This window comes from Psychromonas sp. SA13A (assembly GCF_011378715.1).
Taxonomy (GTDB): Bacteria; Pseudomonadota; Gammaproteobacteria; order Enterobacterales; family Psychromonadaceae; genus Psychromonas.
On record NZ_WTKU01000001.1, the window covers coordinates 17019 to 42556 of the forward strand.

Consider the following 25538-nt stretch of genomic DNA (forward strand, 5'->3'; position numbering starts at 1 on the left):
TAATGATCAAATATTATCAATAAACAAATCATAACTGTTGAAGTATTAACAATAAACAGCAATAATTTGAATTTATAATTGCCATATGGAGAACAATGAATGGGACAGATGGAAAACATGGCACTGTTTGTTCGTATCGTAGAAGCGGGAGGCATTGGTAAAGCAGCAGCGCAATTAGATATTGCAAAATCTGCCGTGAGTCGACGCTTAGTCGAACTTGAGCAGCAACTCGATACGCAATTGTTATCACGTACCACTCGCCAATCTCACCTTACCGATGCAGGGCGAATTTATTATCAAAAAGCGTTAACTATTCTTAATGATATAGCCGAATTAAATGCCCAAACAAGTGGTATCAGCACCAATATTGAAGGCACATTACGCTTAACCGCCCCTTTGTCTTTTGGTTTAACGCACCTTGCGCCTATTCTTGATGAATTTAGTCAATTGCACGATAACCTTTGTATCGATATCGACTTCTCTGATCGCCATGTTGACTTAGTGGAAGAAGGCTACGAGCTTGCTATTCGAATTTCAGACTTAAAAGATTCAACGTTAAAAGCAAAACGGCTAACGACGATCCGCCATTGTTTATGTGCAAGCCCTGAATATTTAAAACAATATGGGCAACCTAAAAATCTCGCACAATTAAGTCAACATCGTTTATTACAATATACCCAAAATGGTCACAATAAATTGCACATCCAAGACCCGCAGCATAAACAACATCAACTTGATATCAGTGCAAAAATTAAAGCGAATAACGGTGATTTTTTAAAAATGTCCGCCATTAATGGGCAGGGAATTGTAGCATTACCACTCTTTATTGTTCATCAAGCCATCGCTAGCGGGGAATTAGTCGCGATATTAACGGATCATCAATTGCCCAATTTACATGCCTATGCGGTTTATCCACAAACACGTTTTTTATCTCACCGTTGCCGTTTATTAATTGATTTCATCAGTGATAAATTTGCACAGAAACCTCTCTGACATGACCTTGAATAAAACATTGAAAGCAGTGAAAATGATCACTAATAAGATCCGCTATTACCCGTAATCATTCTAAGATGTAAAAACAATAAACCTACCAGTGAGCAGGTTTAATATTAAAGCTATAACGGGTTAAATATCATTTTAATTCAGTCATTTCACTGACATCAAATGATTCGATAGCTCCTTCAACCACGGCGCGGTATTCTGACATATGCGCATTTTCCCTATGTTTTTGCCACGCTTCTCGAGATTGCCAACATTCATAAAAAAGAAAGTGCTCAAGGTTATTATTATTCTGGTGTAAACGATATTCCACACAGCCAGCTTCAACGAGTGTTGGGTCAATTAGTTTAATCATTTCACTTTTTACAAAGTCACGCTGCCCTTGTTTAACAATAATACTCGCAACGATAGTCAAATTTGTCATTTACAATCCTTTCAATAATTGAGTTTATTAGTCGATTATCTTTGGTAAAGCATAACCACCACGATGTTCAATCCTCCCCTTCATTTAATGCTATCAATACAAAAAAGGGATTATTCATCTTAAAACATTTTAAAATCAAATTCGTTAACTACTTATCATTAAATAATTTATTGAGATGAATAAGAAGGTTTTATTAATCATTCTGTTGTGGTCAAATACGGGCAATATTCTATTGTAGTGATACAGTAATTTTACCACTTACAAATATTCTACCCATTTACACAAGGAGAGTGCTATCAATCACCAACAGCTTAAAAAAGCCGAAATGAAAGCAGGTTGCAAAGCTGCCATTCCATTGATCATAGGCGCAATTCCTTTTGGTGTTTTATTTGGCACATTAGCGCCAACCAGTGGCCTTTCTGTTTGGGCAACCATGGCAATGTCACTCATTGTATTTGCAGGCTCCGCTCAATTTATTGTATTGGCATTAATTGCAGTGCAAGCACCGCTAGAGATTATTTTATTAACCACCTTTGTGGTCAATTTACGCCATCTATTATACGCCACAGCATTAGTGCCTCGTGTAAGCCATTTACCATTTGCATTACGCACACTATTAGCCTTTGGTTTAACCGATGAAACCTTTGCTAATATGAGCCAACGTTACCAACCTGGCTCCCCATTAGGCGACGACCATCAATTTGCGCACTTCTTTTATCTGGGCTCTATGTTTAGCTTTTATATCACTTGGAGTTCAGCTACGGCAATCGGTTTAGTACTGGGTAATATCATTCCAGATATGACAAGTTGGGGATTAGAGTTTGCGATGTCTGTGACTTTCATTGGCATGGTGATCCCTTATTTAAATACGAAGGCAATGTTTAGTGCAATGTTCTGTGCAGCTATTGCTTCACTATACTTTGCTTATTTACCTAATAAATTAGGATTAATTATCAGTGCATTAATCGGGGTTTCCGCAGGTTTATCTGTTGTTCATTTTCAGAAAATGTCGATTAATCAAGGAGAGCAAGCATGAATGAGTTTTGGTTAATATTGGGAATGTTTGTGATCACTTTTGGCATTCGCTTTGTGATGTTTGCTTTTGCAGGAAAAATTACTTTCCCTGTATGGATGCAACAATCATTAAAATTTGTTCCTCCTGCAGTCTTAACCGCAATCATAGTGCCTGCAGTGGTGATGCCTTTTGGAGAAATGGACTTCAGCTTCAGTAATGTTTATTTATTAGCCGCTATTATTAGTGTCATTATTAGCTTAGTGACAAAGAGCCTATTAAAAACCATCTTCTTTGGCATGCTAGTATTTTTGTTATTAAAGTTTTTGATGGTTTAAAAATTGCTGTAACAAAAAAACCGATGCTTTGTGGGCATCGGTTTTTATTTATCGCGAGTTAGTCGCTGTTAACCAGTAACTTATTAAATCATTAAGCTAGTTACTCAGGTGCTTCTGTTTCAACTTCTTTTGATTCTGGTTTCAAGTCAGGTTTTGCTAATAATATTTCACGTAACTTAGCATCTAACTCTTTAGCAGCAGCTGGATTTTCATCTAAGAATTTACATGCATTAGTTTTACCTTGGCCAATTTTATTACCATTATATGAATACCAAGATCCTGATTTTTCGACTAGTTCTTGCTTAACGCCTAGATCAATCAACTCACCGTAATTATTAATACCTTGTCCATATAAAATTTGGAACTCAGCTTGTTTAAACGGAGGTGATACTTTGTTTTTAACTACTTTAACGCGTGTTTCATTACCCGTTATCTCATCGCCATTTTTAACCGCACCAATACGACGGATATCTAAACGAACTGAAGCATAGAATTTTAAAGCGTTACCACCGGTAGTTGTTTCTGGGTTACCAAACATCACACCAATTTTCATACGAATTTGGTTAATAAAGATAACCATAGTATTGGTTTGCTTGATATTACCCGTTAATTTACGTAATGCTTGAGACATTAAACGTGCTTGAAGACCCATGTGTGAATCACCCATGTCTCCTTCAATTTCAGCTTTTGGTGTTAAGGCTGCAACAGAATCGACAATCACAACACCCACTGCGCCAGAGCGAACTAACATGTCGCATATTTCTAATGCTTGCTCACCCGTATCTGGCTGTGAGATAAGAAGGTCGTCTACATTAACGCCTAATTTTCTTGCATAGCTTGGGTCGAGTGCATGCTCTGCATCGATAAATGCACAGGTTTTACCTTGTTTTTGTGCTTCAGCAATAACTTGTAATGTTAGCGTCGTTTTACCAGAGCTTTCTGGTCCGTAAATTTCAACAACACGTCCGTAAGGTAAGCCGCCTATGCCTAGCGCAACATCTAAACCTAATGAGCCAGTTGAAACAGATTCAATTTCCATTGCTGCTGCACCGTCTCCCAGACGCATGATTGAACCTTTACCAAATTGTTTCTCAATTTGGCCTAATGCCGCCGCTAATGCTTTATCTTTATTCGCGTCCTGACTCATATTCTCTCCAGTGATGTTCTATAATTTACTGTATATTTATGCAGTATACTGATCATTTATACAGTATCAAGTGTTTTTATTAAAAATTTGTTTCTATATTATCGATTAACCCTAATAAAGCTAAACGAATGGCTTGAGTTCTGACCTCTGAACGATCACCCACAAATAAATAGGTTTCCGTTTTGTGACCACTGTGTGCGTTATACCAAGCAATGCATACAGTACCAACAGGTTTTTCATCGCTTCCACCATCAGGCCCAGCAATACCACTTATCGCAACGGCAATATCAGCATCAGAATTTTTCACGGCACCAATCGCCATCGCATTAACTACTTCTTTTGAAACGGCGCCAAACTCATCAATCAGACCGGCATCTACGCCCAGCATTTGTGTTTTAGCACCATTACTGTAAGTCACAAAACTACGATCAAACCACAGCGAACTTCCAGAAATTTCTGTAATAGCGTATGCTACGCCACCACCGGTACAGGATTCTGCAGTGGTCGCAATTAAACCTGCATTAGTGAGTTTTTCTCCTAATACTTGCGCCAATTCTTTAACGGTTTTTTCAGTAAACATAATTTTCCGCCTTTTTTAGAAATAGTTATTAAGTGTATTCATTATGAAGCCAACAGCGCAAGAATTAAAACAACATACTCCGATGATGCAACAGTTTTTAACCTTAAAAAGTGAAGTGCCAGACACCTTACTCTTTTATCGCATGGGTGACTTCTACGAACTGTTTTTCGATGACGCTCGTAAAGCCTCTCAGTTATTAGGTATTTCCCTCACTCAACGCGGTAAAACCGGCGGTAATGCAATCCCTATGGCCGGCGTTCCCTACCATAGTGTGGAAGGTTATTTAGCAAAGCTAATTGCGCTCGGTGAATCGATTGCAATTTGTGAACAAATTGGCGATCCAGCAACCAGTAAAGGACCTGTTGAACGTAAGATTGTACGTATCATCACCCCTGGTACGATCACCGATGAAGCATTATTGGATGATAAACAAGATAATTTATTATGTTCAGTTTATCAGCAAGGCGACACCTTTGGTATTGCTTCCTTAGATATTGGTAGTGGCCGTTTTATTGTTAATGAAGTTAATAAAACTGAATCACTGCAAGCTGAAATACAGCGCCTCAACCCAGCAGAGCTACTGTACCCAGATAATTTTGAATGTGTTGATTTAATTGAGCACTTACCCACTATTCGCCGTCGCCCTGAATGGGAGTTTGAATTAGGTACCTGTAAAAATATCTTAACTCAACAACTCGGCACCAAGGACTTAGTGGGTTTTGGTATTGAAAAAGCACATTTTGCTATTTGTGCTGCAGGTGCATTATTACAGTACTTAAAAGATACACAACGTACTGTATTGACACATATTCAGTCGATCACATTAGAGCAAAGCACAGATACGGTTATTTTAGATGCGGCGACACGTCGTAATTTAGAACTGACCTTTAACCTAGCTGGCGGTACTGATAATACCCTGGCGCAAGTACTAGATACCACAGTAACCCCGATGGGTAGCCGTTTATTAAAACGTTGGATCCACCAGCCGATTCGTAATTTAACGGTGCTCAACTACCGTCAAACCATGATCCAAACGCTAATGGATTTCGACTTAACCGACGCACTTTCAATACCACTTAAACAAATTGGTGATATTGAACGAGTGATTGCTCGCCTTGCGTTACGTTCTGCTCGTCCGCGCGATTTGACACGTTTACGCTGTGCTTTCTCTTTACTGCCTGAGTTACAACACTTAATCACGCAATTACCTCAAGATCTAGTAGCTGACCTTAGCGAAGAGATGGGTAACTACCCTGAGTTATTGAATCTATTAGAAACGGCTGTTATTGATAATCCACCGGTATTGATTAGAGATGGGGGCGTGATCAAGGAAGGTTACAACAGTGAGCTAGATCATTGGCGCAACTTATCTAAAGGTGCAACAGACTATTTAGAAGCACTAGAAAAACGTGAACGAGAAAGCACCGGTATCAGCACTTTAAAAGTTGGCTATAATCGTGTCCACGGCTATTTTATTGAAATAAGTCGCAGCCAATCGGCACATGTGCCTGAACATTATGTACGCCGCCAAACCCTTAAAGGGGCAGAACGTTACATTATCGCCGAACTAAAAGAACATGAAGAAAAAGTGTTATCAAGCCAAGGTAAAGCGCTAGCGTTAGAAAAACAGCTTTATGAACAACTGATTGATCTATTACTACCACATTTAAAAAGTCTGCAATTTACCGCTAAATCTTTAGCCGAGTTGGATGTATTAAACACCTTAACTGAGCGTGCATTAACGTTAAATTATGTGCGCCCTGTTTTGCAGCAACAAAGTGGAATTGAAATAGAAGAAGGCCGCCACCCCGTCGTTGAGCAAGTGAGTAAAACGCCATTTATAGCCAACCCTGTTAACTTGCATCAACAACGACGTATGTTGATCATTACCGGCCCTAATATGGGTGGTAAATCAACCTATATGCGTCAAGTTGCGTTAATGGTGTTAATGGCACACATTGGTAGTTTCATTCCTGCACAAAGTGCAACAATTGGTCCGATTGATCGTATCTTTACACGTATTGGCGCTTCCGATGACCTCGCCAGTGGTCGTTCAACCTTTATGGTAGAAATGACCGAGACAGCTAATATCTTACATAATGCAACGCCCAACTCATTAGTGTTAATGGATGAAATTGGTCGTGGTACGAGTACCTTTGATGGTTTGTCTTTAGCTTGGGCTTGTGCTGAACAATTAGCACAAAAAATCCAGGCCTATACCTTATTCGCAACGCACTATTTTGAGTTAACACGCTTACCTGAAACTATTCCTGAATTAGTTAATGTGCATCTAGATGCCGTTGAGCATGGTGATAGTATTGCGTTTTTACATGCTTTACAGGAAGGCGCTGCAAATAAAAGTTATGGATTACAAGTTGCCGCATTAGCAGGTGTACCTAAATCAGTATTAGATAATGCGAAGAAAAAGTTACAGCAGTTAGAAGCTTCTTCACTCCAATCGCAACAACAAGCACAACTTAACTCTCAGGCGTTAGTCGAAAGTAATGCAGAGCAAGCGTCGGTGCAATGTAGTTTAGACTTTTCACAGCCAGAGCCTCATCAAGCTATCACTTTATTGACCAGCTTAGATCCGGATGATTTAACCCCAAAACAAGCGTTGGCAATGCTTTATCAGCTGAAAGAGCAGCTTTAATTTTTATCATTATTTTTATTTCTGATAGAGAACAGGTGCTTAATAAAAAATGTTAAACAGCTAACCATTAAAATATAGCGGAGTGTTTAATCACACTCTGCTTTTTCTTTATTATTTCCCCTTTTCACTTATTACTTATTACTTATTACTTATTACTTATCAGCTCGCACCAATCACCCTGCCCTTTTTAAAACCCGAATAAAATCTCTATCTATTATAATTTTCAAATCAATAATCATCATTATTTTAAAATTAACGAATTTTTTATGACAACTGAAATATTTCTGTAACAAAACTCTGTTCTAATCGGCGCATTAACAAAATACATAACCTTTGTGCACTAAATAGCTTCCTAATAATAGGCTTAATAAAATGAATAATGAAAATAACAACAGTACTTTAAAACAACTAATTAATTGGTCTACGGTGATCTTTTTAGTCTATTGCATGTTAGTTGCCGTGAGCACGGTTAGCAGCGGGTTTAAATTATTTTCAGGGGGCGCTGCAGGGGCTGAAGAGATATTTCAATTTGCAAGTAACCCACTTGTTGCCTTGATTCTAGGCACACTAGCAACAGCATTAGTACAATCATCTTCTACCGTCACAGCTGTAACCGTTGGTTTAGTGGCCGGTGGTTTACCCGTTTCAATTGCAATCCCATTAATCATGGGGGCTAACATCGGCACCACGATCACTAACTCTATTGTATCCATCGGACACGTGCGTGATAAGGAAGACTTCAAACGTGCTTTTAGTGCAGCAACAGTACATGACTTTTTTAACTTAATTGCAGTGCTTATATTCTTACCGCTTGAATTGATGTTTGGTTTATTAGAAAAAATGGCCGGTGCCGCATCACATTTATTGGTTGGTAGCGCGGATATGTCGCTTAAAGGTTTTAACTTTATGAAACCTTTAACAAAACCAGGCGTGAACCTAATTTCAGATATGGCTTCTATTATTCCAGGGAAAATGGCCGGTATTGCAATGGTCATTGCTGGCGTTGCACTTATCTTATTCTCAGTCGCTTTCTTAGGTAAAGTACTGAAAAAAGTATTAGTGGGTAGAGCAAAATCCATCTTGCATAATGCTTTAGGTAAAGGTCCTATTGCAGGTATCAGTTCAGGCGCCTTAATGACAGTGATGGTGCAATCATCATCAACGACTACTAGCTTAATGATCCCATTAGCGGGTAGCGGCATGTTCACCACCCGTCAAATATACCCTTTCACACTAGGTGCAAATATCGGTACAACAATCACCGCATTATTAGCAGCCACAGCTATCTCAGGCCCAATGGCCGAAGCTGCGTTAACTATTGCCCTAGTGCATTTCCTATTTAACTTCTTAGCAGTCGTGGTCATCTACGGAATTCCATTCCTACGTGAACTACCGTTAAAAGGTGCAGAGAAACTGGCTCAAGTGGGCACAGAAAATAAACTCCTCGCCTTTGGGTATGTTATTGGCACCTTCTTTATCTTACCCGGCTTAATTTTAGTTGGTGTACGTTAATAACAAGCTTAAGTTTTAAATAGTAATTAATCTCTAAAAAAATCTGCATATATTTACAAGCGACTCAATGAGTCGCTTTTTTTGTGTCATCACCTACCAAGCTACACTACTTCACAACGTCAATCATCATAAAAACTAATTGTTTGGTCTTAACCATCTATTAACCTTACAATTGTTATCGTATTTACCTCAAGTAAAGTTCTACCGATTACACAAATGAAGGAATAATCATGGATTCAGATAAGTTGCAATTATTATTAGTAGAAGATGATATTGACTTGGCAACCGCTGTGATTGATTACTTTGAATTAGAAAATATTCAATGTGACCATGCCACCAATGGCTTGTCAGGTTTTAATCTGATCACAACAAACAATTACGATGTCGTTATTTTAGACTTAAATATGCCTAAAATGAATGGTTTAGAAGTTTGTGAAAAACTCAGAACACAGGGCATTGATGTGCCTATATTAATGCTCACAGCAAAAGATACATTGGATGATAAATTGCAAGGTTTCTCCAAAGGAGCCGATGATTATTTGGTGAAACCTTTTGCGATGGAAGAGTTAATTGTGAGAGTACAGGTATTATCTCGTCGACGTAGTGGGCAAGTTAAAATGCTCAATGTTTGTGGTTTAGAATTAAATGCCAAACAACAAACCGCCTCACGTGACGGCATACCCTTAAAATTATCCCCTATCAGCTTTAAAATTTTAGAAACATTAATGCTTGCTAGTCCCAACCCAGTAAGTAGAGAAAAGTTAGTACAAAGTGTTTGGGGCGACCATCAGCCTGATAGTAATAGCTTAAAAGTACACATGTACAACTTAAGAAAATCGGTGGATGGTAAAAGCGATAATGACAATACCAATACAAACAAAACAAAATTAATCCATACGCTTGTTGGCCATGGTTTTGTTTTAAAAAGTGAGCAGTAGTAATGAAAATAATCCCGAGCCTCAAGTTATATTTTTTCGCCATGATGCTAGTGGCCGGAGTTACGACAATTTCAATTATGTCTTTTGTTAGTTATAAATACTTTGTTTACGGTGTTAATATTGCGATGAGTGACTCGATGCGATCAATTGCTAATATTGAAAATGTTTCCGAAGGAAATCCAATCAGTATTAATGACTTTGTGGTCGCTAATAGATGGCAAGATTTGCCTAGTATTATTCAAGAAAAATTAGATCCGAACGATATAAAAGAAAATGAGCTATTGAAAGCGATGGATGGCATGCCTCCTTTTACGCCTCCTATAGCGGTTTACTTTGCTATAAAATTGAATGTTGATGGCCAAGTGCGTTTTATCTCAACAATTTTTACAACGAAGGATCAACCTAACACAGGGTTTGATGGCCCCCCTCCTTTCATAAACCTATTAATAATTGCATTGTCTGTCATGGCACTATTTACTTTAACGCCTTATCTGATTTTACATAAAGTAGCTAATCCAGTAGAAAAGCTAATGCTTTGGGCTAAGCAATTAAATAAAAAACAATTGTCTCTTCCTGCACCTGATTTTCATTATAGTGAACTGAATAGCTTAGCGAAGATTGTGCAATCGAGTTTACAATCAGTACAAACAAGTTTAAAACGAGAAAAACGCTTTTTAGGTTATGCTAGCCATGAATTACGCACGCCTATAGCCGTTACACGCACAAATGCTGAATTACTGCGAAAAATGATATCGAAAGGTATTAGTAGTGAAAAACAACTGCTTGTATTAGATCGTATTGAGCGAGCAAGTATTACCATGACAGATTTAACCGAAACACTATTGTGGTTAAACCGCCAACCCGATAAATCTATTCCAGTTAAATCAATTTCATTGGGTTTAATGACACAGCAATTATTAGAACAACTTACTTATTTATTGAATGGTAAAAATGTAGATGTCACGATTGAAACTGATATCAGTATCCATTCTTTACCTGAGGCGCTGTGTCAAATTGTGATCACTAATATCATTAGAAATGCTTTACAGCATACTCAAGAAGGCACTATAACGATCAAGCAATCTAAGAGCCACCTCGTGATCAATAATCAAAATATTCGTGATGATAAACATGAGGATGAGCTGGGTTTTGGCTTAGGGTTAGAGTTAACCGAGAAACTAGTTCAGCACTATGGCTGGCAATATGAGAATGTTGCAACCGCTAATGGGCGTCATGTAGAAATTAACTTTAGATGATCTAAAAAACCGCAGTGAGTAATTTACTAACTGCGGTTTAAAATTTATTCAGTGAATTTTTGTTGGGTTGCTAATTCACTGCTACTTATTCACAGTTAGTTATTAACAACTGCTTAGTCACAACGACTTAGCCAGCTACCACTCAGCTAATAAGCTATTAACCATTAACAAGGGGAGCAAGATCCGCAGGGCGATAAAATACCGATTTAAGAACTTTACCTTGGCGAACTAATTTACCTTCTAACTGTACATCTTCAGCACACTTAGCAATGATAAATTCACCTTTAACACTATCCACTAACTTCACACCTTGCTCAGCATAAAAAGCTTCTGTTTCAAGATACTCTTGTTGGTTACGACACACTTTACTCATGTTGCTTGAATGCACTTCATTCCAACACGCCATAAAATCAATATTACGTTGCTTGGCTACATTTAAAAACAGATCAACTAAATAGCTAATGGCGATATTATCTTCCACATTTTTATTGCCAAGGTGAACCACTCGCCCCATTAAAACATACACACTATCAACAATTGCATCGGCTTGTTCAACTTTGCATGGCGCTTCTGCCAACTCTGTTAATTCTTCAATAATCAATGAGCTATGTAATGCATCTGCTTTTTCATCCAAGGTTTCTGGCGCAGCACAAGGCAGGTCAAAGGTTTCTCTAAACTGAGTAATATCAGTGTAAAGTTTGTCGTAAATTGCAGCGGTTAATTGAGTTAGTTTCATGGTATTTCCTGTTACAGACTAAATGAGAGCAATCAGACAAAAGGTGCTAAATTCACAAATATTAAATTAGCACCAACATTATATTTTTTGTCTTAATGGCCATCTAAATTGGCATAAAGTGTAAATTTTTTGCTCACCTATAGATAGGGATAAACAAAAAATAATTAAATCCCCTTATTATGCCAATTCAAAACGCCCTTATACAGCACTATAAACTAATTTCCCGGCAACATACGTTGCTTCAACATTACGCTCATCACCTAACATCATCAAAGCGAATAACTTATCCTGTAGGTTGTTAGAGTTCTTTAATCGTAGCTTTTGTAAATCCGTCGCTGCCCAGTTTAATGCCACAAAATCTGCTTCTTTACCTGTCACAAAATTTCCTATTTTATGATCTAAACTGAGAGATCTTGCACTGCCTAAGGTTGCTAAATACAGGCCTTTAAAGACCGACAATTTTTTGCCTTGCAACTGCATAATTTTGTAAGCTTCACTAAGTGACTGCAACTGTGAAAAGCTAGTGCCTCCGCCTACATCTGTTGCTAAGCCAACACGAATATTATTTTTATCGGCTTTTTCTAGATCAAATAACCCACTGCCTAAAAATAAATTTGAAGTCGGACAGAATGCGATTACTGAATCCGTTTCAGACATTGCTTGCCACTCGTTTTCAGTAAGGTGGATAGAATGTGCAAAGATAGATTTATTGCCAGTGAGTCCGTAATGCTGGTAAACATCAAAGTACCCTGCTCGCTCTGGGAAAAGTGATTTAACCCAATTAATTTCATCTATATTTTCTGATAAATGCGTTTGCACATAAACATCTGGGTATTCGGCTTTTAACTGTCCTGCAAACTGTAATTGTTCAGCTGTTGAAGTAGGCGCAAAACGCGGAGTAATCGCATATTGTAAACGCCCTTTATTATGCCACTTTTCAATTAATACTTTAGATTGGTCATAGCTCGATTGTGCGGTATCCAATAAATAATCTGGTGCATTGCGATCCATCATCACTTTGCCTGCTATCAATCGCATATCTATTTTTTGCGCTTCTTCAAACAAAGCATCAACTGACTCAGGGTGTACAGTACCAAATACTAATGCGCTGGTTGTACCATTTTTTAGAAGTTCATGAATAAAAAATTCAGATATTTTTTGCGCGTACTCTTTATCAGAAAATTGTTTTTCGGTAGGGAAAGTATAGGTTTCTAACCATTCTAACAATTGTGCACCGTAAGCGGCGATCATCTCAGTTTGTGGGTAATGGATATGTGTATCGATAAAACCAGGCATAATTAATTTGCCACGCTGATCTTCAACCGACTCGCATAAGTCTGCATTTTTTTGTTCGAAAGCTTGTAATGATTTTATTTTGCCATTTTCGATCACCATCAAACCATCTTCAATATATTGATAAGCTTCTTGTGCATTGTCGAGCTGAGCAGGATCTTCAATAAAATGTAAGAAACTGGCACGAATCGCGTTAATCGCTGATTGTTCAGAATTAGATGAAGGAGTTGGTGCTGTAGTATTTAAATTAGTACTTGGATTCGCACTTGGATTAGTATTTAGATTTTTTTGCATAGCATATTGCCCATAGTGATATTAGGTAAAATTCAGTTGAATTTAGTTAAATGAAAACTATGATTTTTGACTCGACAATACCGAGCCCTTGTTTCAAGCGTTTATTATTAACAACCGAAAATCACTAAAAGCTTACTTAATATAACCAAAATTCAGCCAAGCTTAAAGTATTAATTTACCTGTCCCCTGTAATGTTAATGAATAAACTTGTTCTCATTATTAATATCTATCGCTCTATTTTGCTCTATTTAATGACTAACTTAAATAAATGACTAACTTTACACCTCACTTATCTGCACGTTTTTTACTCAAATTGTGGTAGAATATGGCTGCATTAATGGCCTATGAGATAAATAAATGAACTAAACGGTCATAAAATTGGACTATTATCATTACAAATAACAGACCTCGCATTACCAATACCCATATAAAAATGAAGCATCATATTTTCACCATTTGAAGCCTAGCTTTGAGATTTTGCAATGGCCCTGTAAAAACAATTGATTTTGTTCAATTAACCTAATAATTTTTTAATATTTACTCATTACAATTAATTACTATGAGATATACTTTCCAACAACTAAGGAGGAACCATTGCCCAACTTCACTTTAAAACAAGATGAGAAATTATCGATTAAACTAACCCATCATATGAAACAAGGGACGTTTAGACGTATTGACTTATATTTTTCACTTCCAAAAGAGATGGGCATCAATAAAGACACCTTAAGCGAAGTCGATTATTTTAATGCGGGCATTAACGGACGACGCGCTTACCATACCAATGGCTTGCATTTACCTCTATTACACCGTCGTTTTGCCAGTCGTATGAAACGCTCGACCGCTGAATATAAAAGTAATTTAAACCTTTTCGCATACCAATATATTTCAGCATTAGATACCGATGCAAATGAAGTATTGGCGATTAACGATAGTGAAGGTTTAGCTGACTTTTATCATGCGGCTGTTGATTTAACAGAGCATTGTTTAGATATTTTAAAGAAGCACAGAAGCCATCAACCAACCAGCGCCAAGCTCACTTCTATCTATGAAAATGTAGACAATTACTTATCTTGGCATACTGAACAAACCATCATGCGAATGTTGGTCAAAAAACCACGTAACAGCGAGTTTAGTGAAACACGTTTAGCGCTGTTGGCTATTTGCGATGAAGAAAATCAGTATCGCAAAAAAAAGGGCTATAACTCTGAAGCCACTTTAAAAGATCCAAACCGTATTGCTAATAAAATGCGCCTATTACGTCGCTTAATTGAATACGGGGTAATCTTTAAAAGTAGAACGTTAATATTAGGTAATCACACTCGAAAATTAGTAACGGGCGTTGCGACCGCGCTATTGATGAGTGTGGTGTTAGTGTTGATTATTAAAACGCAAGGTGCGTTTAGCCAGTTAACCACGTTAATGATATTTATATTGGCGATCATTTATGGTGTGCGTGAAGTATTTAAAGACGAGTTTAAAAATATGCTTTGGCGTTGGATACGGCGTGGTAAACCTAAATGGTCTCGCACATTATTCGATTCGACTAATCAACAGGAAATAGCCAGACAAAAAGTTTGGCTGGATTACAGCATCAGTAAGAAACTGCCTCAACAAAGTAGGGACTTGTTAGCTGAGCGTCATAGTCAAAATAAACAGAGTGCGCAGCTTTTGCATTACCGTATTGAATCACGTATCAGTAAACAAGGTTTTCAGGCTGGTTACGATACCATTGAAGAAAATATATTCTTTAGTCTACGCCCATTAACTCGGTTTGTGGAAGGTGGAACAGGCAAAGTATTTGAACGCTTAGAAAGCACCTCAAATAAAGAAAAGATCCAAACTACTTCTATTGAACGACGCTACCAAATTAACGTCATTGTAGCCTTAGACCAAGGCCAATATGATGCACAGTTTGAACGTTATAGAATTACCTTGAATCGTTCAGGGATTATTGAAATAGAGAAAGCCGGTGAAGCCAAAATTAAAGACCGAGCGGATAAAAAACTGCAATCAAAACTATACTCGTTATTGCATATTAAAAGACGTAAATGAACGTTGAATCAAAGTAATGACCGCAACCAATATTAATATTAGCTGCGGTCAGTAGCGCCTGGCAGATTCAACTTTAAAATACATAACGACAATATTGTAAAAACAGACTGCATTTAAAAACACGAGAACTTTTAAAACAACCAGCGCTGCAATGGTTTATCTTCGGTGATCCCAGCCCTTCCCCAACGGTCGATACTATCGACAACCAATATCTGATCAAAATCAGGTAATAATGCTTTTAGTTGAGCTGATACCTTACGTGTTGTGACTAACCACAACTCAGGCGATTCTGTTAATAACGTTGTTAAACTCGCTTTATCCTGAGCTGTCCATTCCAACTCATCTTTAAATAATCGATCCACTACAAACAACTGATTTGCCGAAGAAAAGTCTTCTAATTGATCCGAAAGTAATACAACGGAATCAATCTCTTTATCAAATAAAGTTTGCTGTTGTTGGTTAATCAGCGAGCGAATATTAATCAATAACTGTTGTTGATTTTTTTCAATTACAGGCGCTTTTTCTGGCCAAATTTTCTTTAAATCTTCACTCACAATACTTAGCATAGTGCTCAAATTATTTGGATTTAACCACGCATAAATTGAACTCTCTCCGTTCGGTAATGTAACCGATGCGATGCCTCGACTGCGAGGAGAGAGTGATTGTGAAGCATCTATCTCAATTAGTTTGATATTCCCCTGACGCGCATAAATGAACAAAGGATCCTGCTGCCATAGTGCGCTTAATGTAATAGCAACAGTGGCTTGCTCTCCTGCTTGATATGCTTTTTGCTCACCTTTATTTGCATACCAATTATTTAAACGATCAATACCGTAACGCTTAGGTGCTAAGTAGGTTGTGCTAATTGTTGTACCTTTCATTAACTGGGTCGCCAACATGTAAGTCACTGGTGTAGTGGTTACTATATCCTTGGCCATTAACTGACTAGGCAATAAGAACAATATAGATAATAAAATTCGGCTAAACAGAGGTGACTTTTTTAATTTATTTAAGAGATTCATTATTATTTCCTCGCCACAATTCGATAAACCGTTGCGATTAAAAAGAAGCTAGCTGCCACTAAAATAATTGACGCGCCAGAGGGAATAGGAAGCTTTAATTCCATTGGTAACAAAGTACCAATTAAACAGCTTAACGTAGCTAATAATGAAGACAACAGAACAAAACTGCCCATGCTTCTAGTCATTAAACGTGCCGTTGCACCGGGTATTAATAGCAACGCCCCCACTAACACTGCACCAACAATTTTCACCGCAGCAATAGTCACTAAGGTGATCATCATTACAAATAAGTAATCATAAAAGTGCGTGTTATAACCACGAACTTTAGCGATATCAGGGCTAATTGAAGCTAATAAAATACGATTAAAAGTGAACATCAACCCAACAATAATAAGTAGGCAACTGACACCTAATACTAATAAATCAAAGTCAGTGATAGTTAATATTGAACCAAATAATACATTCTCTAACATGTGAATATTAATTTTACGTGCAACATACATTAATAATGCGGCACCACCGGCTAACGCAACAGCAAGGAACACCCCGACTAAAGTATCGTAAGGTACAGCTGTGCGGTTACGTACAAAATGTAATAACAATGCAAAGATCATGCAGAAACAGAACAAGCCAATGATTGGATTTTCAGGGGGTTCCCCTAACAATACGCCAATAGCAATCCCCGTTAATGCGGCATGCCCTACCGCCTCTGAAAAGAATGCAAGACGTTTAGCAATCACTAATGTACCTAATCCACCCAATAGTGGTCCAACGAACAAGGCAGCCACTAAAGCATTGACCATAAAACCATAGGCAAAGCTTTCACTTAACCAGCCAGCTTCCGCGCCTTGGTTTGCTAATAAACGTAACCAATCCATTAAGCGACTTCCTCGTTTTGATGGTTTGAGTGGCTACGATAATGATTAAATAATCGTTCTATTTTATTTGGCTTTAACACGTCTTCTGCCAATCCACTTTCCAATAAAGTTCCATTCACTACATGCACCACGGCCTGTAAACGGCGTACTGCACTAATATCATGATGTACAACCAAAATGGTTTTGTTTTCTTTCACAAGGTCAGCAATCAATGACTCAAAATAACGTACACCTTGGTCATCCATACCATTGGTAGGCTCATCCAAAATCAATAAATCAGGATCATCTAACAAGGCTTGTGCAAATAAAACTCGTTGCTGCTCGCCCCCAGACAATTGCCCCATTCTAAACATGGCGCGATCTTCCATTCCCAAACGTGCCAACTGTTGCAGCGCTTTGACCTTGTGCTTTTTATTAAAGTTAAAAAATAAAGGTGAGCGACTTTGATTAAGTAAAATAAAGTCTAATACTGTTAACGGCAAGCTAGGCTCAAAGGTCGCTTTTTGTGGCACATACCCTATTTTACCTTTGCCCTTAGGCCAATGGATATTCACCTCTCCTTTAAAAGGAGTTAATCCTAATATCGAACGTAATAGTGACGTTTTTCCTCCTCCATTAGGGCCCATGATGACATGGCATTCACCGGAACCTAATGTGGCTGAAATATCCTGTAAAACAATGTTATTTTCATAGCGTAAACTAACATGACTTAATGAAATAGAGGGGCCCACTACACACCACCTTTTTGTGCCGCAGTAAACTTCATCGCTTCCACTAGCATATTTAAATTTTGACGCATTTCCACTTCAACTTTGTCCGCTCGATAAGCTCCGTGGGTCATGTGTGAGAAACGGTATAACTTAATTCCTGTTTCTTTTTCGATGGTATCAACATAACGGTTTGGCATATTTAGCTCATAAAACAATACATCGATACCAGATTCTTTAATCTTTTCGATGGTTTCTTGCAGTTGGCTTGCACTTGGCTCAACACCGTGCGCAGGTTCGATAACAGCACTGACTTGTACACCAAACTCCTGCAGAATATAACCATAGGCATTATGTGTAGTCGCAACTTTCATACCTGCGGTATTAATATCGCTTAAGTTCATCATTGCTTTATGTTTCATCTTTCTAAATTTCAAAGCATAAGCTCGTGCGTTTGCACGGTATAACTTAGCGTTGTCAGGGTCTATTTTAGACATTTCATTGGCAATGCTATAAACCTTTTGAATGGTTGTTGCCACACCTACAAAGGTATGTGGATTAACAACTCCATTGCCGACAGATTGCCCCATGGCAGGTAAGAGAGGTACATCTTTATTCGCTTTGATAATAATAAGATTATTGCGGTCAGCAGCTTTAATCACTTTTAATGCAAAATCATCGTGCCCAATAGCATTAACAACAATGACATCCATTAAATTTAAACGACGTAAATCATTGGCTTGAGGTTGGTAGTTGTGTGGGTTAAATCCTTCATCAACAAGGGGCAATACATTCACTTGGTCACCAACCACTGCTTTCACGTAGCTATAATAAGGTTGTAACGTAATGCCAACCGTTAGTTTTTTTTCTTGTCGATTCTGTTCGCTGCTTTGTTGTTTAAGTTGTTTAAGTTGCTTAGGTTGAATCTTTTGCTCATTTTTTAGATCAACTTGTGCATAGCTTTGCAAACTCGTCAGCGTTAACAATAAAAGCAATGAGAAGCGTTTAAGCATAATTAATAATGTCGCCATGGAAATTTCCTAATGCTGATGTTCAGCGTCGTTTTACTGTCCAGGAATACTTTAATGTTCAGTAATACTTTAATGTTCAGTATGTTGCTCTGTAAGTTGTGACTCACTAAACACCACTTGAGTCCAACCTGATGTAGCTAAAGCATTTAGATCAAAAGCGGTAGCTACACTTGCTTGCGGTTTTTCCTGCAACCAAATATCAACTTGATCACTACGGCTATTTAAAAGATAACGTATGCCACCTTTAGCCGGTGTACTTTGATATATTCCAGCAGCAACTAAAGACCAATCATGCTCACCTTGATGCGCCCAGCTTTTATCTTTTACAAAGGGAGCAATCCAATCTTGCTCCAACTGCGTTACCGCTAACCAATCTTGTTGCATCTGATAAAAATAACGGATCTCTTCATGGGCTAACCGCAGCTCAGCAATCATAGCTAAAGGAGGAGAAGGCAGATCAGTGATCAGCACTTGATGATCAGCTAAAGACTGATGTTGATGATGTGCACTGTTATAGGGTAATAATAGTGCGCCTATTAGCAAAATTAAAAGGCATAATGTCGCTATCCAGTAACCTTCATGCCCTTTATTCTCGCTGACAACTGCTTGTATGGTCATTTCTCAGTTATCTCGACACTATCCACTTCAACGGGATACTCGTGCCCAGAATCAAATACCAAATAGTATTCATCGGGCGTATCATTAAAAGTAGCAATAGAACGTTTATCCGTTTTCACTTTAGCAATTAAGTTATCGTCGTAGTCGTACATATTGACCTGATAGTCAACCGCTTTACTGCCATCACTATAACCCGCTTCACATTCAATATTGTCGCCAACAATTGAACAATGCATTAGTGGATAATGCGCAAAAGCAAGCTGACTAACAGAAAGAAGACCGATACCTATTAGACTTTTTTTAAGCAGGGCAACTGCACTCACGCGGGCAACCACTACGGTAATATCGCTTCAAAAGTAAGGTGCACACTAGCATTCATTTTTTCTGCTAGTGGATTATTCATAATCGCTGCACGATGCGACGCTTTTAAAATATAACGGCCAGCAATCTCTGGCGTAAACTCAATAAAACCTTGCTCATCACTAACAACGTCAATTTGGTCTTGCTGGTTACGGTATAAAGTGCCATCACGTGTAATTTCTGCTTTTACACCCGCTTGGGCTTTACCGTTAAAGAATAATTGAAAACGTACAGGCTCAGTCGCCACAATATCAGCAGGCTTAGTAGTAGGTTGCAGCTCTAGGTACTTACCTTCTAATGGGAAAGGCTTTTCACTTGGCTTGCCAACAGTAATGTAGGTTTCTGCTCGCGTGTAGTTTAATGTGCTGCTTACATCACGCGCACCTTCTGGTAATAATGCAACTCGCTCAACCTTGTTCGCACGTAATCTTTTCTGAGTATCACGTTTACCAGCTTTATAGCTTGTTACGTAGCTTGGCGTACCATTAATTTGTACTCGGTGTGTCCCTTCTTCTGTAAAGTGGAAATCAAATACAGAGCGGCGTTTACCACGCAATACAAAGTCAGGACGTTCTTTACGGCCATCGGGCATAACCACTTGTGCTGTTTCACTGCCCGCAGGTTTATCCATCACAAAGGTGCCATGAGACGCTGTCACATCAAAAGTTAGCCAATCGCCACCTTCTTTAGAAATAGTAAAATGAGAGGGTAATACCCAACGTGGATGTGCACTAGCAACACTTGATAGTGTTAATCCGACTAACATTGACGCCATTACAACAACGGCATTGAATTTTTTATTTAGCATTGTTCTCTCTCTTAAGTAATTGTTGATTAGTGATTATTAATTAGTAATTAGTAACTATTAATAGGTGGCTATTAACGGGTGGCTGCGACTTAATAACTGGAAAATATAAAACCCATTAATTAAGCTGATAATGTAAAGCAATGTTGCCAGTCTCTTCAGTAGGTGCAATTTGCAAATCAAAGCTTTCTTCACCTAGGGTTATTTTTTGTCGAATGTAATTACGTCCACCGTGCTCACGTACAACTTCGACATAAAAAATGTAATCACCTTGTTCAACGCGGTTTCCTTGCTGATCTAAACCATCCCAGGTAAAGCGATGTTGTCCAACGGGTCTAGTAGCAGAAGTGACGGCATCAACAACCGAACGGTCATCACGCCCAACTTTACGCCACCAACTACGTAAGTCTTTTAACCATTCATCATCACCAACCCAAAGTTGTATAGTGCGTACAGGCTGTCGTTTTTTATCTTCAATCCACACTGCAACATAGGGCCGAGCATAGATACTTGCTTCCACTTGAGGTAATTCAAACTCAACGCCCATGCTCGCTGATGCTGGAATAGTTTTTGCCCAACTCGGTAAGGCAACCATTAAGCCCAATAGCCAATAACTAAAATAAATTCCCTTCATTTTCTCACTCTCATTGTTTAAATTTTCTTAACGGTATTTTTTGTTGATATGTTGTTAATTTCAGAAATAACTCACAGGACTTTTTATGGTACAGCGAAGAGATAAATCAGTAGGCTGATAACGGAGCCAAATGCAGTCCATTTTAATCCCAAGCTAAAACTCTTTTTCTTCGGTACTAACAAGCACACTCCTGTTAACACAAAAAAAATCATTAATAGGGCACTAATATCAATAAACCATGCCCATACTTGGCCACTGTTCCTGCCTTTATGTAGGTCATTTAAGACTGCAATCACGCCATAATGCGTTGTTTCTATTTCCGCTTCTTGCGTGACTAAATCAATAAAGACTGTGCTGTTAAAACCAGGGCCTTTGTAATCTAAAGAAACCTCACCTTCAACCAATTCCCCTTCTTCAACTTCGCTGAACAACTGCACAGATGAAGGCTTTCCGGTGACATTGGTTTTATCTGCTAAGTAAGCTAATAGCTTTGTTTTATCAACGACTAAATGATCGTCTGTTATTGCAAATAAAAAATCAGGTATGGCCAATATTTGCTGATCGACTTTTGGTTGTTCACTAACATACAAGTGAGGTCTATTTAAAGTGATACCTGTAACAGCAAAAAATAAAACAACTAATAATAAAGCCATTGAAACGTAGATATGTAAACGCCTTGCCCATAACTGCACTTTTTTATTTTTGAGCGAATTGACCATGAAAGTTGATGTCTTATTTTATTAGATTATAAAAACGCAAATGTAACTCATTATCATTTAAGAGATAAATAAATTTACATTCTTTACATTTCTTATGTAATGCAAATAAATAATAAGGTGAGATTGTAAATAAATGACAGGGCGATTAGATTGCCAATAGATGTATTAACTGTTTGAGCATCTACTCAAACAGTTAATAGGTTTTACTTAATAACGAACTTGTACTGTTGCCATAAAGTTACGTCCTTCGCCAACCACTACGTTTTGTGCACCGTTACTCGCGTAATCATCACTTGTTGAACCGCCACCAGCGTAGTAATCAGTATCAAATAGGTTCTCTACGTTTAAACGGAAAACCATGTCGAGGTTTTGGTCATATTGAAGTGTATGAGAAATACCTAAATCAATGCGTGTGTAAGCATCTTTTTTGTAGGTATTAGCAGCATCACTGTAACGAGAGCCCACGTAGGTAGCACCTAAGTTAAGATCCGTATCACTGGTAACTTGATAACGAGACCAAACACTAGCGGAAAACTTAGGCACATCAGCAGGTCGATTACCCTGATAATTTGCATCAGTAGTGTATTCAGCATCAAGGTAAGTACCCGTACCACTCAATGATAATGACTCTGTTAAATTACCTTGGAATGCTAATTCAGCACCACGATGAACTCGTTCGCCTGCTTGCGTGACTTCGTATGATTCAGAAGTGCCCACATTAATAGTTGAGTTTTCCTGCGTAATTTCAAAAATAGCGGCAGAAGCAAACAACCTATCGTCAAACAGTTCCCATTTCGTCCCTAATTCGTAAAGTTTACCTGTCACTGGATCAAGTGAAGCACCGTCGTTAGTCGCTTTACTATCTGAAACATCAGATAATGGCTCAAAACTTTCAGAATAAGTTAAGTAGATAGAACCATTATTTGCAGGGTGATAAATCAATGCTAGTTTAGGCACAATTGCATCTAATCTTTCATCAGATTCACCATCTTCACCTGGTGTAACTTTTAAGTCATAGCGAAGTCCACCTAAGACTTGCCACTGTTTATTTAAGGTCACCATATCTTGGACATAAAAACCATAAGCGTTATATTCACTGTCACTTGTTTTTACACTTGCAGAAGTGTTGATAGTTGCAGAGTCATTTGGTTCACCAACTGTTGTTGTAGTGCTGTTTAACGAATACTGTTCACGTTCATAGCTGTAGCCTAACCAGTTACTACCAATTAATAATTGGTGTTCAATACTGCCAGTATTAAATTCACCTACTAAATCAGCACTTGCAGTTTGGAAGATCCAATGGTCACTGCGGTCACTACCGCCTTGTGAATAAGTTGTTCCATCAAACGTTGTTTCAACGGGGTAACTCTCTACATCATGACGCTTAAAATTTTGATAGTTATAACTAACATTTAACGACCAATTTTGATTTAATTGTGCATCGACACCAAGGCCTACATTCTCAACTTCATTATCAATGTTTGACCATTGCGTATCCCAAATATACTTATCGCCTAATACTGATTTACCATCAACAACATAAGCACCAGAGTCAACACTTCCGTCATCTGTTGTACGGTCATAATGTGCAGAAACAGTGACGGCATCATTGATATCATAATCAACAAATAATCCACCTACAAAACGTTCTGTAGAAGGTGTAGAACCATCACTATAGCTTCTCCATGAATCATAATTTTGTTGTGATAAAACTAAGCGACTGCGTAATGTTTTATCTTCATTTAATGCACCACTGACATCGAGCGTGCTTCGTGTTGCGCTGTTTGAACCAATATCTTGGCTAAATACAACTTGCGTTTCAGCGGTAGGTTTTTTAGAGACCATGTTAATAAGGCCGCCAGGTGCTGATTGTCCGTATAACAAACCAGCTGGCCCTTTTAATACTTCAACAGATTCTAATAATTCAACAGGTTGACGGTAATGAGACCAATGTTGTTTGCCATCACGTAAAAAACCACTGCTACTACCTAATTCAAAACCACGTAAAGAGAAGCGCTCACGGTTACGGCTATCACCGCCCGCTGAAACACTTGAGTCATTTTTTAAAACTTGTCCTAATGTTGTCGCACGCTGCTCATCAATTAATTGCTCATCGATCACCGTAACTTGTCCCGGTGTTTCAAGTTGCGTCATTTCCATACGCATAGAGCCTGTATTATTATCGGCTTTATAGTTTGCACGCTCAGCAGTGATAACCATTACATCTTCAGGATTTAGCTCTTTTTCAGCAGCGTTAACATAAACCATTGATGAGGCAAGCGTCGCCCCTACGAATAATGCTAACTGACTTTTTTTAAACATGTTTCACTTCTCCAAAGTGTTAATTTTCATTTCCTCAATTAGGAAATAATCGCAATTCCATTTGAGTGATAAATCTCATGCACTGATGGAAACAACGCAAAACTTACATGATAATAATTATCAATAACATCAAAATTACATTATTTACATTTTCGAAAATAAAAACACAGATAATCTGGATTTACTATGCTGCTTTTGAGGGCAACAAAGTAAATCCAGTCATTCGCTAGAGTTGGTTAGCGTTTAAAAATAGAAGAGATGGCAGTAGAAGTATTAAATTGAAATATAAAAATGTTAAAAATAAAAAAATCCAAGAGAAAGTTGGCTGATTTTTTCACAAAAAGTATAACCTTTACCGTGCACGGTTTTGATATGTAATTTTGATAGCCCTGCACTCAACATTTTTCTACGTATGTTACTGATATGCACATCTAAATTTCTATCAAAAGCTGATATATCTTTTTTCAACACCTCTTTTTGTAAGGTTGCTTTAGAGATAACATTACCATCATTTTTACTTAGATATTGTACTAAGGAGACTTCAGTTTCGGTTAAAGGTAGGCGTGCGACTCTCAGTGAAAACTGTTTACTGCAATGATGAAATGTTAAACGTTGCCTATCTAAACTGACTCGGCGTAACAAAGCATCAATATGCACTAATAGTGTTTTAGCGGAAAAAGGCTTTGTCAGGTATTGATCTGCGCCTCCTTGTAAACCATCGAGTACAGCAGTTGGATCGGTTGATTCGCTCAACAATAAAATGGGGGTGGCAAAATTTTTACATATCGTCGTAATTAGTTTTAAGGTCTGCGCTGAGGACAAGTAGTTATCAACTAATACAAGATCAACATTTTGTTGCTGCAGAAAGTTTAAAATTGTTTCACCATCACTAAAACAAGTGACTTGGTGTTTTTTGCTGCTTAGCACTTCAGTGAGTGACACAGTACTTTGTGGATCATCACTTAATAACACTATATTTGACATAATGACCTTTAAAAATAAAAACGAACGATAATGATTCGCATTCTACTTTTTAAAGTTGAACTTATCAATGATACGGATACGTTTTTATCCTACTGATCTATTAACAATCGAAAAAACTTCTTCTCAGCAACATACTAGCAACGCGTAACTGACACTTTTATCTATTCTACTAGTGAGTCCATAGGGTTTCATGGCCATATTTTTATTGGCATATTTTTTAA

Annotated in this window: 24 protein-coding genes; 8 read left to right on the top strand and 16 right to left on the bottom strand. The window is 38.0% G+C overall.

The features are described 5' to 3' along the window. Nucleotides 1-99 precede the first annotated feature (99 nt). Nucleotides 100-993 (top strand): LysR family transcriptional regulator, encoded by an 894-nt coding sequence (locus GQR44_RS00100; protein WP_166368003.1) that lies wholly within the window; start codon nucleotides 100-102, stop codon nucleotides 991-993. A gap of 139 nt (nucleotides 994-1132) precedes the next feature. Here the strand turns inward: GQR44_RS00100 and GQR44_RS00105 are convergent, their stop codons facing one another. After that, entirely contained in the window at nucleotides 1133-1423 is a 291-nt protein-coding gene (locus tag GQR44_RS00105) for a putative quinol monooxygenase (RefSeq protein WP_166368005.1), read from the bottom strand. 325 nt (nucleotides 1424-1748) lie between these two features. Here GQR44_RS00105 and GQR44_RS00110 point away from each other — a divergent pair, with 325 nt between their 5' ends. Next, nucleotides 1749-2459 carry an AzlC family ABC transporter permease gene (locus GQR44_RS00110; protein ID WP_166368007.1) on the top strand — a complete coding sequence of 237 codons (711 nt, stop codon included), beginning with the start codon at nucleotides 1749-1751 and terminating at the stop codon, nucleotides 2457-2459. Then, nucleotides 2456-2773: an AzlD domain-containing protein gene (locus tag GQR44_RS00115; RefSeq protein WP_166368009.1), complete on the top strand. Its 318-nt coding sequence runs from the start codon at nucleotides 2456-2458 to the stop codon at nucleotides 2771-2773. The genes GQR44_RS00110 and GQR44_RS00115 overlap by 4 nt, the downstream gene beginning before the upstream one ends. A 100-nt stretch (nucleotides 2774-2873) precedes the next feature. On the opposite strand, the gene recA is transcribed toward GQR44_RS00115, so the two are convergent. Both recA and GQR44_RS00125 read right to left on the bottom strand, forming a co-directional pair. Further along, entirely contained in the window at nucleotides 2874-3920 is a 1047-nt protein-coding gene (recA, locus tag GQR44_RS00120) for a recombinase RecA (protein WP_166368011.1), read from the bottom strand. 79 nt (nucleotides 3921-3999) lie between these two features. Beyond that, nucleotides 4000-4500, bottom strand: a complete 501-nt coding sequence (locus GQR44_RS00125; protein WP_166368021.1) for a nicotinamide-nucleotide amidohydrolase family protein — start codon at nucleotides 4498-4500, stop codon at nucleotides 4000-4002. A gap of 43 nt (nucleotides 4501-4543) precedes the next feature. Here GQR44_RS00125 and mutS point away from each other — a divergent pair, with 43 nt between their 5' ends. The 4 genes from mutS (at nucleotide 4544) to GQR44_RS00145 (ending at nucleotide 10859) form a co-directional block, all read left to right on the top strand. Next, entirely contained in the window at nucleotides 4544-7153 is a 2610-nt protein-coding gene (mutS, locus tag GQR44_RS00130; protein WP_166368023.1) for a DNA mismatch repair protein MutS, read from the top strand. Nucleotides 7154-7525: 372 nt separating this feature from the next. Next, nucleotides 7526-8665 carry a Na/Pi symporter gene (locus GQR44_RS00135; protein ID WP_166368025.1) on the top strand — a complete coding sequence of 380 codons (1140 nt, stop codon included), beginning with the start codon at nucleotides 7526-7528 and terminating at the stop codon, nucleotides 8663-8665. Between the two features lie 230 nt (nucleotides 8666-8895). Further along, nucleotides 8896-9603, top strand: a complete 708-nt coding sequence (locus tag GQR44_RS00140) for a response regulator transcription factor (protein WP_166368027.1) — start codon at nucleotides 8896-8898, stop codon at nucleotides 9601-9603. A gap of 2 nt (nucleotides 9604-9605) precedes the next feature. After that, nucleotides 9606-10859 (top strand): HAMP domain-containing sensor histidine kinase, encoded by a 1254-nt coding sequence (locus GQR44_RS00145; protein ID WP_166368029.1) that lies wholly within the window; start codon nucleotides 9606-9608, stop codon nucleotides 10857-10859. A gap of 157 nt (nucleotides 10860-11016) precedes the next feature. Here GQR44_RS00145 and GQR44_RS00150 read toward each other — a convergent pair whose 3' ends face one another. Further along, nucleotides 11017-11595 carry a nucleoside triphosphate pyrophosphohydrolase family protein gene (locus GQR44_RS00150; RefSeq protein ID WP_166368031.1) on the bottom strand — a complete coding sequence of 193 codons (579 nt, stop codon included), beginning with the start codon at nucleotides 11593-11595 and terminating at the stop codon, nucleotides 11017-11019. A 198-nt stretch (nucleotides 11596-11793) separates the two neighbouring features. Next, on the bottom strand, nucleotides 11794-13182 hold the full coding sequence (guaD, locus tag GQR44_RS00155; RefSeq protein WP_166368033.1) for a guanine deaminase: 1389 nt from the start codon (nucleotides 13180-13182) through the stop codon (nucleotides 11794-11796). 594 nt (nucleotides 13183-13776) lie between these two features. Here guaD and GQR44_RS00160 point away from each other — a divergent pair. Next, a complete protein-coding gene (locus tag GQR44_RS00160) occupies nucleotides 13777-15237 on the top strand; it encodes a hypothetical protein (RefSeq protein ID WP_240923525.1) in 1461 nt (486 codons plus the stop codon). A gap of 131 nt (nucleotides 15238-15368) precedes the next feature. Here the strand turns inward: GQR44_RS00160 and GQR44_RS00165 are convergent, their stop codons facing one another. From GQR44_RS00165 to GQR44_RS00215, 11 genes are all read right to left on the bottom strand, one after another. Further along, nucleotides 15369-16259: an ABC transporter substrate-binding protein gene (locus GQR44_RS00165; RefSeq protein WP_166368035.1), complete on the bottom strand. Its 891-nt coding sequence runs from the start codon at nucleotides 16257-16259 to the stop codon at nucleotides 15369-15371. Between the two features lie 2 nt (nucleotides 16260-16261). Continuing rightward, nucleotides 16262-17137 carry a metal ABC transporter permease gene (locus tag GQR44_RS00170; RefSeq protein WP_166368037.1) on the bottom strand — a complete coding sequence of 292 codons (876 nt, stop codon included), beginning with the start codon at nucleotides 17135-17137 and terminating at the stop codon, nucleotides 16262-16264. Then, nucleotides 17137-17868, bottom strand: a complete 732-nt coding sequence (locus tag GQR44_RS00175) for a metal ABC transporter ATP-binding protein (RefSeq protein WP_166368039.1) — start codon at nucleotides 17866-17868, stop codon at nucleotides 17137-17139. Before GQR44_RS00175 ends, GQR44_RS00170 begins: the two co-directional genes overlap by 1 nt. Next, nucleotides 17868-18875, bottom strand: a complete 1008-nt coding sequence (locus tag GQR44_RS00180; RefSeq protein WP_240923526.1) for a zinc ABC transporter substrate-binding protein — start codon at nucleotides 18873-18875, stop codon at nucleotides 17868-17870. The genes GQR44_RS00175 and GQR44_RS00180 overlap by 1 nt, the downstream gene beginning before the upstream one ends. 69 nt (nucleotides 18876-18944) lie before the next feature. Further along, entirely contained in the window at nucleotides 18945-19493 is a 549-nt protein-coding gene (locus GQR44_RS00185; RefSeq protein ID WP_166368041.1) for a hypothetical protein, read from the bottom strand. Next, nucleotides 19490-19816, bottom strand: a complete 327-nt coding sequence (locus tag GQR44_RS00190) for a hypothetical protein (RefSeq protein ID WP_346774303.1) — start codon at nucleotides 19814-19816, stop codon at nucleotides 19490-19492. The genes GQR44_RS00185 and GQR44_RS00190 overlap by 4 nt, the downstream gene beginning before the upstream one ends. An 11-nt stretch (nucleotides 19817-19827) precedes the next feature. After that, nucleotides 19828-20661, bottom strand: coding sequence for a DUF4198 domain-containing protein (locus GQR44_RS00195; RefSeq protein WP_166368043.1), 834 nt, complete (start codon nucleotides 20659-20661; stop codon nucleotides 19828-19830). Nucleotides 20662-20776: 115 nt separating this feature from the next. After that, the gene (locus GQR44_RS00200) at nucleotides 20777-21292 is read right to left on the bottom strand and encodes a DUF2271 domain-containing protein (protein ID WP_166368045.1); all 516 of its coding nucleotides are present in this window, start codon (nucleotides 21290-21292) and stop codon (nucleotides 20777-20779) included. A gap of 83 nt (nucleotides 21293-21375) precedes the next feature. Next, on the bottom strand, nucleotides 21376-22011 hold the full coding sequence (locus tag GQR44_RS00205) for a PepSY-associated TM helix domain-containing protein (RefSeq protein WP_166368047.1): 636 nt from the start codon (nucleotides 22009-22011) through the stop codon (nucleotides 21376-21378). Nucleotides 22012-22218: 207 nt separating this feature from the next. Continuing rightward, a complete protein-coding gene (locus tag GQR44_RS00210; protein WP_166368049.1) occupies nucleotides 22219-24333 on the bottom strand; it encodes a TonB-dependent siderophore receptor in 2115 nt (704 codons plus the stop codon). A gap of 294 nt (nucleotides 24334-24627) precedes the next feature. Further along, nucleotides 24628-25317: a response regulator transcription factor gene (locus tag GQR44_RS00215; protein WP_166368051.1), complete on the bottom strand. Its 690-nt coding sequence runs from the start codon at nucleotides 25315-25317 to the stop codon at nucleotides 24628-24630. Between the last annotated feature and the right edge of the window lie 221 nt (nucleotides 25318-25538).

Excerpts from the sequence above, each read along its gene's own strand:
- GQR44_RS00100 (WP_166368003.1), top strand. The coding sequence starts at position 100 with ATGGGACAGATGGAAAACATGGCACTGTTTGTTCGTATCGTAGAAGCG.
- GQR44_RS00105 (WP_166368005.1), bottom strand. The coding sequence starts at position 1,423 with ATGACAAATTTGACTATCGTTGCGAGTATTATTGTTAAACAAGGGCAG.
- GQR44_RS00110 (WP_166368007.1), top strand. The coding sequence starts at position 1,749 with ATGAAAGCAGGTTGCAAAGCTGCCATTCCATTGATCATAGGCGCAATT.
- GQR44_RS00115 (WP_166368009.1), top strand. The coding sequence starts at position 2,456 with ATGAATGAGTTTTGGTTAATATTGGGAATGTTTGTGATCACTTTTGGC.
- recA (WP_166368011.1), bottom strand. The coding sequence starts at position 3,920 with ATGAGTCAGGACGCGAATAAAGATAAAGCATTAGCGGCGGCATTAGGC.
- GQR44_RS00125 (WP_166368021.1), bottom strand. The coding sequence starts at position 4,500 with ATGTTTACTGAAAAAACCGTTAAAGAATTGGCGCAAGTATTAGGAGAA.
- mutS (WP_166368023.1), top strand. The coding sequence starts at position 4,544 with ATGAAGCCAACAGCGCAAGAATTAAAACAACATACTCCGATGATGCAA.
- GQR44_RS00135 (WP_166368025.1), top strand. The coding sequence starts at position 7,526 with ATGAATAATGAAAATAACAACAGTACTTTAAAACAACTAATTAATTGG.
- GQR44_RS00140 (WP_166368027.1), top strand. The coding sequence starts at position 8,896 with ATGGATTCAGATAAGTTGCAATTATTATTAGTAGAAGATGATATTGAC.
- GQR44_RS00145 (WP_166368029.1), top strand. The coding sequence starts at position 9,606 with ATGAAAATAATCCCGAGCCTCAAGTTATATTTTTTCGCCATGATGCTA.
- GQR44_RS00150 (WP_166368031.1), bottom strand. The coding sequence starts at position 11,595 with ATGAAACTAACTCAATTAACCGCTGCAATTTACGACAAACTTTACACT.
- guaD (WP_166368033.1), bottom strand. The coding sequence starts at position 13,182 with ATGCAAAAAAATCTAAATACTAATCCAAGTGCGAATCCAAGTACTAAT.
- GQR44_RS00165 (WP_166368035.1), bottom strand. The coding sequence starts at position 16,259 with ATGAATCTCTTAAATAAATTAAAAAAGTCACCTCTGTTTAGCCGAATT.
- GQR44_RS00170 (WP_166368037.1), bottom strand. The coding sequence starts at position 17,137 with ATGGATTGGTTACGTTTATTAGCAAACCAAGGCGCGGAAGCTGGCTGG.
- GQR44_RS00180 (WP_240923526.1), bottom strand. The coding sequence starts at position 18,875 with ATGGCGACATTATTAATTATGCTTAAACGCTTCTCATTGCTTTTATTG.
- GQR44_RS00185 (WP_166368041.1), bottom strand. The coding sequence starts at position 19,493 with ATGACCATACAAGCAGTTGTCAGCGAGAATAAAGGGCATGAAGGTTAC.
- GQR44_RS00195 (WP_166368043.1), bottom strand. The coding sequence starts at position 20,661 with ATGCTAAATAAAAAATTCAATGCCGTTGTTGTAATGGCGTCAATGTTA.
- GQR44_RS00200 (WP_166368045.1), bottom strand. The coding sequence starts at position 21,292 with ATGAAGGGAATTTATTTTAGTTATTGGCTATTGGGCTTAATGGTTGCC.
- GQR44_RS00205 (WP_166368047.1), bottom strand. The coding sequence starts at position 22,011 with ATGGTCAATTCGCTCAAAAATAAAAAAGTGCAGTTATGGGCAAGGCGT.
- GQR44_RS00210 (WP_166368049.1), bottom strand. The coding sequence starts at position 24,333 with ATGTTTAAAAAAAGTCAGTTAGCATTATTCGTAGGGGCGACGCTTGCC.
- GQR44_RS00215 (WP_166368051.1), bottom strand. The coding sequence starts at position 25,317 with ATGTCAAATATAGTGTTATTAAGTGATGATCCACAAAGTACTGTGTCA.